Origin of the sequence: Arenibacter troitsensis (genome assembly GCF_900177645.1) — a bacterium.
GTDB classification, from domain to species: Bacteria; Bacteroidota; Bacteroidia; order Flavobacteriales; family Flavobacteriaceae; genus Arenibacter; species Arenibacter troitsensis.
This window is the reverse complement of the sequence record NZ_FXAO01000001.1, coordinates 712,863-725,160: the sequence shown is the minus strand read 5'-3', so window position 1 is coordinate 725,160 and position 12,298 is coordinate 712,863. Positions and strand designations below refer to the sequence as shown.

Sequence of the window (12,298 nt, the reverse complement as noted above, 5' to 3'; positions counted from 1 at the left end):
CTAACGGGTCTTAAAAAATAATTTTATTTCGAAACTGACCCAAAAAGTAATGTTGAAAATTTTTAGTTTGACCGCAATTCTTGAAGGTATTTCCTATCTATTGCTTTTTGGCATTGGAATGCCTTTAAAATATATGGCCCAAATACCTGAACCCAATATCTATATTGGCTATGCCCATGGATTTCTGTTCATGGCATATGTAGTTTTGGCAATCGTGGTCTGTGTAGAAAAAAAATGGGACCTAAAAATGTTTGCCATTCTATTCATTGCCTCCCTTGTTCCATTTGGTACTTTTTATGTTGACAAGAAGTATCTAAAGCCACAACTGACTTAGACAGTAATCAGTGAACAATATTCAGTAGTCAGCAGTGTACATCCCTGGTATTGTTTAATGATGGTATTCCACTTGGGTAGCTATTTTTTATCCAATCCACGACCCTAGTCTACATTCAAAAAACTATGAATTGCCAGGTTGTAACTTTTTAGACCAAAGCCCAAAATTACCCCTTTGGCCACTGGGGAAATATAGGAGGTATGTCTAAAATCCTCCCGCCCAAAGGTATTGCTGATATGTACCTCTACTACAGGCGTGGTTATTCCTTTTATGGCATCTCCAATACCAATGGAAGTGTGGGTATATGCACCGGCATTCAAAACAATGCCTTGATATCCTTCAAAACCACAATCGTGTAATTTATTTATGATTTCCCCTTCTATATTGGACTGATAATATTCCAATTGCACCTCTTTAAACTTGAATTGCAAGGTAGCAAAATACTCCTCAAAAGTTGTTTTTCCGTAAACCTCCGGCTCTCGTTTGCCCAAAAGGTTAAGGTTTGGTCCGTTGATAATGATAATCTTCATGGGATAAATGTAAGAAATAGTAATGCATAAAAAAAGAGACCACAGAGTATTAATCCAACATTTAAAAGGATTAGATCCATTGTAGTTTCCTAAACAATCCTTTGTCACAAACCAATTCCACCCTCCAAAAAAAAACTTATATCAATTTAATCAGTTTAAGAGTTAATGAGCATATATTATTTCAACCCAAAAAAGTCCATTATATTTAGGCTATGAAATGGAATCAAGCCCTTCACGATTTTCAACATTACCTAAATTTGGAACGAGGTCTTTCCAAGAATTCCATTAGCAATTATGTTTTGGATGTTGAGAAGTTAATACTTTTCCTGGAAAGCCATCAAATTGTGGAAACACCCATAAATATTGATAAAAGTACGGTACAACAATTTATTTACGAACTGGCAAAAAATGTGAACCCAAGGTCTCAAGCTAGAGTAATATCGGGCTTAAAAAGCTTTTTCAATTATTTGGTCTTCGAGGATTATCGCCAAGACAATCCCATGGAATTGATAGAATCCCCCAAAGTTGGCCGCAAACTCCCGGATACGCTTTCCGAAGAAGAAATTAATGCCCTCATCGGGGCCATAGATCTTTCCAAACCGGAAGGAGAGCGCAATAGGGCCATTTTGGAAACACTCTATGGCTGTGGACTAAGGGTTTCCGAGCTATTGGACTTAAAATTATCGGACCTTTATTTTGAGGAGGATTTTATCAAGGTTACTGGAAAAGGCGACAAGCAGCGTTTTGTGCCCATAAGCGAAATCAACAAAAAATACATCAATATCTATAGAAAGGAAATACGAATACATTTGACCATTAAAAAGGGGGCTGAAGATATCCTTTTTTTAAACCGTCGAGGAAATAAGTTGACCCGAGCCATGATATTTACCGTTATAAAACAGCTTGCACAGGATATAGGGCTTAAAAAAAGCATAAGTCCCCATACCTTTAGACATTCCTTTGCCACCCACTTATTGCAGAATGGGGCCGATTTGAGGGCCATTCAACAAATGCTCGGCCATGAGAGCATTACCACAACCGAAGTTTATATGCATGTTGATCGCACACATTTGGCCGAAGTAATGAATAGATACCATCCCAGAAAAGGGTAGCAATAGGATTGGACAATTATACTTTAGGTTTCTTACTCCTAATCCTTAAAGGCGTTGTAATTTCTATTAAATGGCCTTATGATCAATCGGGCCTCCCTATCGAACCGAACATAATTATAAACCCAGTTCACAAAGACCACCATTCTATTCCTGAACCCGATAAGAAAGAACAGGTGCACGAACATCCAAACAAACCAGGCAAAAACACCTTGGAACCTAATATTCTTCATATCTACCACGGCCTTGTTCCTCCCAATAGTGGCCATACTGCCCTTGTCCCTGTAAACGAAGGGCTCTAAGGGCTTGTTTTCCAACAATCGAACTAGGTTCTCCCCAAGGTTCCTTCCTTGTTGCAATGCGGGCTGGGCCATCATAGGGTGCCCTTTCGGAGTAGCTTCGGTCTGCATACAGGCTACATCCCCCACAGCAAAAATATTGTTATGGCCTTTAACCTTATTGAATTCATCTACCGGAATTCTACTTCCTCCTACCAAAAGATCTTTGGCATTCAAACCTTTAATTTCCACCCCTTTTACACCAGCCGCCCAAACTAGGGTAGCAGTTTCAAAATCAACATCTGTATCCGTGGTAACCGTTTTACCATCATAGCCCGTTACCCTGGTATTTTTCCATATTTGAACACCAAGTCCCTCCAAAAAATCCTCCGCCTTTTGGGAAGCTTTTTCACTCATTTCCTTAAGGATGCGATCTCCGGATTGAATGATATGAATTTGTACCCTTCTGGTATCCAGATCCGGATAATCCTTTGGCAGAATCCCTTTTTTTATTTCCGCCAAGGCACCTGCAAGTTCCACCCCCGTAGGCCCTCCCCCAACAATAACGAAATTCATAAGGGCATCCCTTTCATGATATTGATCGGTAAGAAGTGCCTGCTCAAAGTTTTCCAGTATTAAACTTCTAAGATTTAAAGACTGGGGTATGGTTTTCATGGCCATACTATTAATTTCAATCTCCCTATTCCCGTAATAATTTGTTTCAGAACCAGTGGCAATTACCAAATAATCATATTCCAGGGAACCTATATTGGTCACAATGGTATTTTCTCCGGTTCTTATTTCCTCAACATTGGCCAATCTAAAGAAGAAGTTGGAATAGCCCTTTAAAACTTTTCTAATGGGATAAGCAATGGAATCGGGCTCCAAGCCCCCAGTAGATACTTGATAAAGCAAGGGCTGAAAAGTATGATAATTATGTTTATCCAGGAGTACCACCTGTACTTCTTTATTTTTCAATCCTTTGGCAATGGAAATACCTGCAAAACCACCACCTATGATAACAATTCTTGGAAAACTAGTCTTAGGAATATTCATATACGTAAATATGGGTAAATTTAAACATTCACAAACTAATCAAGAAGAAGAATATTGGATTTAAACATATTTAAATTTTCATAAATAAAACGGGACACAACTATAACCAACTATAATTTCAAAAAGATAGATGAACTATATTGTGCATTGAAGCGAATCTGCAATAATTTTAAATTATTCGCTTTTAAAAAATATTAGTTGTAACAAAAACATATTTTCTACTACTAACTATCAACTAACTACTAGAACCGAGTGACCAAAGATTTGGAACATCAATTTGTAACGGAATTGGAGCACAATCAGAATATTGTGCATAAGGTCTGTACATTGTACACCAATGATCGGGACTCCCATAATGATTTGTTCCAGGAAATAACGATTCAATTATGGAAAGCCTATCCCAAATTTAGGGGAGAATCCAAATTTAGTACTTGGATGTATAGAGTTGCTTTGAATACGGCTATAACATTATATAGAAAATCCAAAAAAAGCATACCTACCCAAGATTATGAGTCGGTCATGTTTAAAATAACAGCAGACGAATATGACCCTACCGAGGAACAACAACTTAAACTGATGTACAATGCGGTACGGCAATTAGGGGATGTAGACAAGGCCTTGGTCTTTCTTTACCTGGAAGACAAAGACTATAGGGAAATAGCGGAAACCTTGGGTATTACCGAGGTAAATGCCAGAGTGAAAATGAACCGAATAAAAAACAAATTAAAAACCATTTTAAATCCCTAGCCATATGATGGATGAACTGGAATTACTAAAAAGGGATTGGCAAAAGAATGACAAGAAATTGCCGCAACTGTCCTTTGATGAGATCTATAAAATGATATGGAAGAAATCCTCTTCCATCGTTAAATGGATTTTCTTAATAAGTATTATTGAATTTTTGGTACCACACCTTTTATACTTTCTTCCTTCTATGTCCAAGAATTTGGCGGTGTGGAAAGATTTGGGCTTAGGGAATTTTCTTCTGATTTCCAACGTGGTGCAATATACCGTGGTGCTCTTTTTCATCTTTCAGTTTTATAAAAGATATAAGGAAATATCAACCTTGGACAATGCCAAAAAATTGTTGTCCAACATCTTAAAAACCAGAAAGACCGTTAAGTATTACGTCATATTTTGTTTGTCCCTGATATTCATATCCTTCATAGTCATGGCCGTAGGTATATATTTGAACGAAGATCCCATGGCTGCAATGGGCTACAGTTATCAACCGGAAAATATCAGCCGGGAACAATTAAAGACCACCTTGATAGCAACCGTGGTTGTTTTGGGAATAGTTGTTACCCTAGTAATGGGATGTATTTATTTTTTACTTTATGGAATACTCTTAAAGAAACTAAAGAAAAACTATAAGGAACTGAAGGACATGGATATTTAGACCCTGAATTTCCGTTTTTTATTTTCCTCTTCGTATGCCATTAACTCACTTTTGGGAATAACCTTTAAAAAAGAAGGATGTTGCTCGATGGCGTATTCCAATTTTTCAATAATGGAATCGAAAGATTCATTCTCATAATCTATATCCAACGGTTCTTTGATTACCATAGATTGAAGAATTCCTTTCTTTTTTATACGCAATCCTTTTTTATCGAAAGATCTTCTAAAACCGTCTATGACCACAGGCACCACTACGGGCCTATATTTCTTTATAATATGGGAAGTTCCTTTACGTAAGGGTTTCCAGGGAGTTGTGGTACCTTGGGGAAAGGTAATGACCCATCCATCCTTTAGGGCAGTCCCAATATTGGAAATATCACTCATTTTAACCTGTCTGTTTACGTCCTGACCTTCGGACCTCCATGTACGCTCAACACTAATTGAGCCGGCATATGCCAAGATTTTTGTCAACAGGCTTTTTTTCATGGTTTCCGCTGCCGCCACGTAATACATATTCAATTTGGGCTGCCATATGTATCCCAAATTTTTTATAGAATCTTCCCTACCGCTTAAACTGGCGTTAAAGACATGGAACATGGCCACCACATCCGCAAAATAAGTCTGATGGTTGCTTACAAAAAGGACATTTTGAGGTGGCAGTTTTCTAATGATATCCGAACCCTCAATTTCAATGGTATTAAATCCCCTATATCTTTTGTGCGTGATAACGGCCAGAATGCGTATAAGCCACTTCTTTAAAAATAAATTATGTCCAAACGGATTTTTCTTAAACAGGCCCATATTTTTTTTGTTAACATTCAAAATTACAAAATAAGTACCTTATAACACTTGTTTAAACAATTCCTTAATCTCATTCAACATCATTGCCGTTGCCCCCCAGACCGTATAACCATTTAATTTAAAGGCCGGTACCTCTACATTCCGTGCATAGGAAGTATTCAAAATTTGATGAAAAATTTTCTTGTCATCCATAAAATCATGCAAAGGAACCTCAACAATGGCCGCCACTTCATCTGCCTGTCGTAAAAACGGTTTTTCTTTTTTATAGAGCCCAAGGTAGGGAGTAACCTCAATATTGCTGGGAGGAATATAAACCTCACTCATGGATCGGATTACCGTAATATGCTCCCGAACTGCCCCCACTTCTTCCTGCGTTTCTCGCAAGGCGGTATCCAATAAATTTAGGTCCAACTTTTCTACCTTGCCGCCGGGCAATGCTATCTGATTGCTATGTACTCCCTCATACGTATTTCTTAATATGAGAAGAAGGTTGGTCTGATAGTCCAGATTAGGATAAAAAAGCGCCATTACTGCAGCCAACTTAGGGTTTTTCTTGACAATTTTACCGGACTCCAACTCTTTTATCCTGAACATTGGAGCCATTTTATAATGCGAAGCACTCCCAGGAAGTTCTAGATTTTCTATTTTTGATACTCTGTTGGAAAAATCATCAAAATGCACAAATTCTATTTTTGTATTTTTCGGCAAATTAATTAAAAAACAACCAACACTCGGGCGATAATAGGCATTTAACACTCATTTTAATATAATACAAATTACATGTCACTTAAAGAATTTTCACTTTTTGCAGTATTGTTTATGGTTCTTTTGGGGAGCTGCAGAGATCAGCCGACAACCAAAGCAAACCAGCTTCCCCAAAACAATATTAAAAAAGATAGCATTGTTCCAGAGGTCCCAGTAAAAGTTGTTAAAAAAGAAGAAGAGGCCTTTGAGCTAACGGAGGATAATGCCATTGAGTTTTTCTTCAATTACAGCAAAACCTTAAAGGAAAACAAAGTAAAACTAACTACTAGCCTAGGGGAAATTACCATAGAACTGTTCAACAATGTCCCCTATCATAAAGCCAACTTTATCTACCTTACCAAAATGGGGTATTTTAATAATACCTATTTCCATAGAGTGGTTAAAAACTTTATAATTCAAGGTGGCAATGCCGATAATGTGGAAACAGCGGAAAAAAGGTCAAAAATTGGACGATATCTTTTGCCTCCCGATACAAGAAAAGGGCACAAACACCACAGGGGAGTAGTATCCATGCCAAGCAGTGAAATCAACAACCCCCATAAATTGGCATCTCCCTACGAATTCTTTATAGTGGTCACCAAACCGGGCTCCTATCACTTGGATGGTGGATACACCCCATTTGGAAGGGTAATAGACGGCATGGATGTGGTAGACAAAATAAACAGCCAACCTGTGGACAATGGGGATTGGCCTTCCCAGAATATTTATATTCTAAAAGCCGAAGCTTTTTAATAGGGGATAAATTATTATAAATTGATATGTAGTAAGCGGTCCTAGTCCTACCCCCTACTTACACACTATCCATAAAAACAACTACCCTTCCTTGACACTGCGGTAGATACTTGGAAGGGATATCTTGAATCTAACCGCAAGCAATCGGACCCCAATGACGATCAATATGGTAGCTACATAGGCATATGCATCATCATAGGGCAATTTTCGAATAAAGAAAAAGCTAACACCACCCATTATACAGGCCGTGGCATAAATTTCCTTTCTAAATATTACAGGTATTTCATTACATAATATATCGCGTATTACCCCTCCAAAACAAGCTGTTATAGTACCAAGGGCTATGCACATTACCGGTGGCAAGCCCGCTTGTAACCCATGGGAAATGCCAACCATGGTGTAGAGGCCTATTCCAATAGTATCAAAAAGAAACAGTGACCTGCGTACATATTTTAATTGATTCCTGAAAATTATAGCAAAAACAACGGTTCCGGCTATCACATAAACATAGGTGGGTTCCTGCATCCACAATACTGGTGTATTGCCAATTAACAAATCCCGTAAAGTACCACCCCCGGTTGCCGTTACAAAAGCTATGATAAAGACCCCAAAAAGATCCAATTTTTTGTCCATAGCCACCAAAACTCCAGAAATGGCAAAGGAAATTATTCCTAATATATCAATTATAAAATAGAGCATGGGCTATGATTTTTGGGTATAAAAATTATAATCTTTTAATACTGTATCAATATATTGCACGTCATATAGGTCCGAATTGGAATTCAAAACACTTTCCACCTTATCCCTCAAGGCCTTCATTGTCCTGTAGTCGTGACTATTTTTAGCAATTTGGTAGGTTTCCTTTATGAGACGTACATCCTTATCGGTCAATAAGGTAACATTGGTAAACTTAGGGGCATAGGTTTCCTCTACTTCTTCCAAAATAGTATGTGAAATTTTCACTGTATTTTTAGTACTTATAACCACGGTACCGGCAGCAGCGTCCCCTAACCTTTGTTTTTTATCCGTAAATAAAATCGTCAATAATCCCACAGACCCAAAGAAGAGCCAAATATCCACAACCCGGAGCATCCACCTAACCAATAAATTTGACCAATGTACAGGGGATCCGTCCAATCTCACCACCCTTATTTTCATTAGCATTTTCCCCACCGTTTGACCATTGAAAAGTGAGTGCAATAGTAAGCTATAAAACATGGCCGGAAGAAAAATAAGGCTTACCAACCCTATTTGTGTCCAACTATCATCATACACATAACCTATGGCCCTTCCTATCAACTGCACTAGTATGGCGTAGAGATATAGTATAAACCCGTCGATTAAAAAAGCCACGATCCTTTCACCAATTCCAACAATTTTATAATCCAGGTTTACATTTTGCGTTGTATTGATTTGAAGTTTGGACATATTAGTACTATTTTTATTTTTTAAAGGATTATCCCAGTATGCGTGAGGCAGCTTTTGTGAAGCAAAATAAGGAAAAATGGATAGCATTTGAAAAGGCTATCAACTATAATGCCCACATTAGTCCGGACGAACTTGCCAATGGTTACATCCAATTGACCAACGACCTCGCCTACGCACAGACTTATTACGCCGAAAGTAAGACATTATTGTACTTAAACTCCTTGGCATCCCAGGCACATCAAAAAATTTATAAGAACAAAAAGGAGAGCAGGAACAGAATAGTGGAATTTTGGAAAACGGAATTCCCACTATTCTTTAGGCAATATCATAAAACCTTGGGCATCGCCTTTCTAATCTTTATGATCGCGAGTGCTATAGGCAGTATTTCAGCTATGAACGACGATACCTTTGTAAGGTTGATCTTGGGTGATGCCTATGTTAACGAAACCCTCAACAATATTGCCAGCGGAGACCCTACTGCCATATATAAGGGAGGTAGTGAAATTGGCACTTTTTTAGGAATTACCATCAACAATATCAAAGTAGCCTTTATGGCCTTTTCATTTGGTGTAATTACCAGTATCGGCACTGCTTATATTCTGTTTAGCAATGGTGTAATGCTAGGGGCTTTCATTACTTTTTTTTACACTCAGGATGTCTTTTATCAGGCAAACAAGCAGATTTGGCTACATGGGACCATAGAAATTTCGGTTATCATTATTGCCGGCTGTGCAGGATTGATCATGGGCAATAGCATTCTGTTTCCCAAAACCTATTCTAGAAGGGTTTCCTTTATGAAAGGAGCCAAGGACGGATTAAAGGTAGTGGTCAGCACCATTCCCTTTTTTATAATTGCCGGTTTTATAGAAGGGTTTATTACCCGCTATTCCAATATGCCCGCTTGGTTGGCGTTTTTAATTATAGGCAGCTCTTTATTGCTAGTTGTTTTTTATTATATCATTTATCCCATTTTGTTAAACCAATCTTATGCAAGTCGAAAATCAGGAAAAATTTATTGAACTAAGAGTTAATAGGGACTTTGGGGATATCATCAATGTTTACTTCGAATTCTTTAAACAAAATCTTAAAAAATTCACCAATGTTTTTCTAAGCTACAATGGTATTTTTCTAATAGGACTATTGGTTGTTAGTTATTTGTTGGTATCCGGGGTAATTGGACTTATCACCAATAACCAAAATACAGTCTTGGATGTAGTAGGTTCCGGCAGTGAAGCCTATATTATGTACTTTATCTTTGGAGGTATTTTGTTCTTTGTTATTTTTTTAATGGTGGCTGTGTTAAATTATAGTCTCAGCACTTCATATATGATAAAATACGAAGAACGCAGAGGGCAGAATTTTGAGAAAACCGAGGTTTGGGAAGAAGTTAAAAAAAATCTCGGAAGCATCATTGTTTTTATTCTGATTTTGATGTTACTGTTTTTTGGAATTATGATCGCAGCCATAATCTTGACTTTTATACCCTTGGCAGGTATGCTTGCACAATATGTAATTCAATACTTCGTAATGGCCTGGGTAGGAGTATCCTTCTTTGTAATGTTGAAAGAAAAACGAGGTGTTACCGATGCCCTTGGGGAAGGTTGGAACTTGGTGACCAAAAATTTTTGGAGATCCGTAGGGGTTAATTTTATCCTAGGGTTCTTAATTGGTCTTTTGTTCATGGTGGTCATTATGATTCCTGGGATTCTAATCGGGATATACACCTTTCACGTTGTTCAAAACGATGTTGATCTAGGTGCTACTGTGATACCCACCATCATTTATACCTTGGGCACCTGCCTATTCCTGATAATTGCGGTTTATTCGCAATGTTTATCGCAGTTTGTAAATGGGCTGTTGTACTTTTCCCTACACGAAAAAACTTACAATCTAAATTCAAGAAGTAAAATAGACCAAATAGGACTTCAAGACCAGTGATAAGATTAACCGCAACCCTTTATTGTTTTTTTAATTTGTTCTTTGGGTTGGCCCAAGGGCTAAAAGATTCGGTACCCTTAACTGAAGATACCAACAGTAAATTGGTATTGCGAAGTTTGGATGAAGATCTTATCCAAAAATATCAGGGAAAGGAGTTTAATTACGACGTCAAGGATGGTGAATCACAAAATTTACTGGCCCGTTTTCTTACATGGGTTATGAACGGACTCAGGGATGTTTTTGGTATTGACATTCCCCCGGAAATTACACAACTGCTGGAGTACCTTATTTATGGCTTAATGGGCGTTTTGGCCATATACCTGTTAATAAGATTCCTTACCGGAGAAAACGCCTCAGCCTTATTTAGGAAAAAGGAGACTGCAACCATAAATCTGAACCTGGCCGAGGAACATATAGAAAGCCTGGATTTGGATGCTTTGATAACTGATGCCATACAACAAAATAATTACAGACTGGCCATACGCTATCAGTATCTAAAAGTATTAAAAACACTGTCCCAACATCAGATCATTGAATGGCATTATGAAAAAACCAATCTGGACTACGAAAAAGAAATAATAGCTCCTAAAATAAGGCTACTATTTAAAGATGTTTCCTATTTATACGACCATATCTGGTACGGGGAACAGGAAATAGACGATCAAAAATACCGAGCCGCCCAGATTACGTTTACCAACCTTAACAACATAAGTGCCCATGGATAAGCGTTCCAAAATAATCCTTTGGTTGTTTCTAGCTGTACTTGTTGGCATTATAGTAACCGAAGTTGTACGCCCCAAACCCTTAAACTGGCGACCATCATATACTTCCTCGGACAAAATACCTTTTGGGTGCTATGTATTGTTCCATGAACTTCCCAATCTATTCCCAGAACAAAAAATACACACTACCAGTGAAAGTTTGTACAACATGCTTGCTAAAAGGGATTCCAGCACAACCTCCAACTATTTATTGATCAATGATTTTCTGGACCTGGACAAACAGGAAGCTTTCAAATTACTTCAATACGTTCATGATGGCAATGACACCTTTATTGCCGCTTCCAGCTTTGGCACCTATTTGGCAGACACCTTGAATATTGAAGTAGAAACCCAATACTCTATAAAAGAGGATACCATGCTGATCCATCTTACCAACAATTCATTTTCCAAACAAAATTATCCCTTAAAGCGCGGAGTATACAATACCCATTTTTCTTCCGTGGATACATTAAACACAACGGTTTTAGGGTATATTAACTTTAAATCGGAACAGGGAACTTTATCTTCAGAATCCAATAAAATGACCATGAGTCCCAATTTTGTAAAGGTAAGATTCGGTAAGGGCCATTTTTACCTGAATACCACTCCTCAAGCGTTTACCAACTATTATATGCTAAGAGGCAATAAGGACTATGCAGCAAATGCTTTTGCCTATCTTAAGGATTTGGATGTATATTGGGATAATTATAAAAAATCCGGACGGATAGTAATAGATTCCCCCATGCGCTTTATACTTAATCAAGTATCCCTAAGGTGGGCCTATTACTTAGGTATGTTAGGACTATTAATTTTTATAATATTCAAGGCCAAAAGGGAGCAACGGATTATTCCGGTGATTACTCCTTTGGATAATTCGTCCATTGAATTTGCCAAAACCGTAGGGGGGCTATATTATGAGCATAGGGACTATACAGATTTGATCCATAAAAAGATAAATTTTTTCTTGGAGCATATCAGAAGTCAATATCAACTAAATACCGAATCCATAAAGGAAAAAACCGCCATGGATCTTGCAGCAAAATCGGGCAAACCACTATTGGAAGTCAAAGAACTTTTAGATCTGATAGTGCATCTTAACAATAAAAAACATCACAGTGAACAGGATGTGGTTCAATTGAACAAAAAAATAAATCAATTTAAAAAATAA

The 12,298-nt window shown here is 37.7% G+C and carries 15 protein-coding genes; 9 read left to right on the top strand and 6 right to left on the bottom strand.

The window, feature by feature from the left end:
- Positions 1–49 precede the first annotated feature (49 nt).
- Entirely contained in the window at positions 50–334 is a 285-nt protein-coding gene (locus B9Y87_RS02935; RefSeq protein WP_085495981.1) for a DUF3817 domain-containing protein, read from the top strand.
- Positions 335–438: 104 nt separating this feature from the next.
- Here the strand turns inward: B9Y87_RS02935 and aroQ are convergent, their stop codons facing one another.
- Positions 439–864: a type II 3-dehydroquinate dehydratase gene (gene aroQ, locus B9Y87_RS02930; protein ID WP_085495980.1), complete on the bottom strand. Its 426-nt coding sequence runs from the start codon at positions 862–864 to the stop codon at positions 439–441.
- Between the two features lie 212 nt (positions 865–1,076).
- On the opposite strand from aroQ, the gene xerD reads away from it, so the two are divergent.
- A complete protein-coding gene (gene xerD / locus B9Y87_RS02925; RefSeq protein ID WP_085495978.1) occupies positions 1,077–1,976 on the top strand; it encodes a site-specific tyrosine recombinase XerD in 900 nt (299 codons plus the stop codon).
- Positions 1,977–2,014: 38 nt separating this feature from the next.
- Here the strand turns inward: xerD and B9Y87_RS02920 are convergent, their stop codons facing one another.
- Positions 2,015–3,307, bottom strand: coding sequence for an NAD(P)/FAD-dependent oxidoreductase (locus B9Y87_RS02920; RefSeq protein WP_085495976.1), 1,293 nt, complete (start codon positions 3,305–3,307; stop codon positions 2,015–2,017).
- Positions 3,308–3,559: 252 nt separating this feature from the next.
- Between B9Y87_RS02920 and B9Y87_RS02915 the strand changes: the two genes are divergently transcribed.
- Positions 3,560–4,054, top strand: a complete 495-nt coding sequence (locus B9Y87_RS02915) for an RNA polymerase sigma factor (protein ID WP_072862384.1) — start codon at positions 3,560–3,562, stop codon at positions 4,052–4,054.
- Positions 4,055–4,058: 4 nt separating this feature from the next.
- Positions 4,059–4,706, top strand: a complete 648-nt coding sequence (locus tag B9Y87_RS02910) for a hypothetical protein (RefSeq protein ID WP_085495974.1) — start codon at positions 4,059–4,061, stop codon at positions 4,704–4,706.
- Here the strand turns inward: B9Y87_RS02910 and B9Y87_RS02905 are convergent.
- Positions 4,703–5,506 (bottom strand): lysophospholipid acyltransferase family protein, encoded by an 804-nt coding sequence (locus B9Y87_RS02905; protein ID WP_072862383.1) that lies wholly within the window; start codon positions 5,504–5,506, stop codon positions 4,703–4,705. The genes B9Y87_RS02910 and B9Y87_RS02905 overlap by 4 nt on opposite strands.
- A 39-nt stretch (positions 5,507–5,545) precedes the next feature.
- Entirely contained in the window at positions 5,546–6,100 is a 555-nt protein-coding gene (locus B9Y87_RS02900; protein ID WP_317045105.1) for an NUDIX hydrolase, read from the bottom strand.
- A 186-nt stretch (positions 6,101–6,286) separates the two neighbouring features.
- Between B9Y87_RS02900 and B9Y87_RS02895 the strand changes: the two genes are divergently transcribed.
- Positions 6,287–7,003 (top strand): peptidylprolyl isomerase, encoded by a 717-nt coding sequence (locus tag B9Y87_RS02895; protein WP_085495972.1) that lies wholly within the window; start codon positions 6,287–6,289, stop codon positions 7,001–7,003.
- Between the two features lie 81 nt (positions 7,004–7,084).
- Here the strand turns inward: B9Y87_RS02895 and B9Y87_RS02890 are convergent, their stop codons facing one another.
- Both B9Y87_RS02890 and B9Y87_RS02885 read right to left on the bottom strand, forming a co-directional pair.
- Positions 7,085–7,702: a trimeric intracellular cation channel family protein gene (locus tag B9Y87_RS02890; protein ID WP_085495970.1), complete on the bottom strand. Its 618-nt coding sequence runs from the start codon at positions 7,700–7,702 to the stop codon at positions 7,085–7,087.
- Positions 7,703–7,705: 3 nt separating this feature from the next.
- Positions 7,706–8,431 (bottom strand): RDD family protein, encoded by a 726-nt coding sequence (locus tag B9Y87_RS02885; RefSeq protein ID WP_085495968.1) that lies wholly within the window; start codon positions 8,429–8,431, stop codon positions 7,706–7,708.
- A 38-nt stretch (positions 8,432–8,469) separates the two neighbouring features.
- Between B9Y87_RS02885 and B9Y87_RS02880 the strand changes: the two genes are divergently transcribed.
- Genes B9Y87_RS02880 through B9Y87_RS02865 form a run of 4 tightly spaced genes read left to right on the top strand, consistent with a single transcriptional unit; the run spans position 8,470 to position 12,298 of the window.
- Positions 8,470–9,450: a stage II sporulation protein M gene (locus B9Y87_RS02880; RefSeq protein ID WP_085495967.1), complete on the top strand. Its 981-nt coding sequence runs from the start codon at positions 8,470–8,472 to the stop codon at positions 9,448–9,450.
- A complete protein-coding gene (locus B9Y87_RS02875; RefSeq protein WP_085495965.1) occupies positions 9,419–10,369 on the top strand; it encodes a hypothetical protein in 951 nt (316 codons plus the stop codon). Before B9Y87_RS02880 ends, B9Y87_RS02875 begins: the two co-directional genes overlap by 32 nt.
- The gene (locus tag B9Y87_RS02870; RefSeq protein WP_085495963.1) at positions 10,366–11,094 is read left to right on the top strand and encodes a hypothetical protein; all 729 of its coding nucleotides are present in this window, start codon (positions 10,366–10,368) and stop codon (positions 11,092–11,094) included. Before B9Y87_RS02875 ends, B9Y87_RS02870 begins: the two co-directional genes overlap by 4 nt.
- Positions 11,087–12,298: a DUF4350 domain-containing protein gene (locus B9Y87_RS02865; protein WP_085495961.1), complete on the top strand. Its 1,212-nt coding sequence runs from the start codon at positions 11,087–11,089 to the stop codon at positions 12,296–12,298. The genes B9Y87_RS02870 and B9Y87_RS02865 overlap by 8 nt, the downstream gene beginning before the upstream one ends.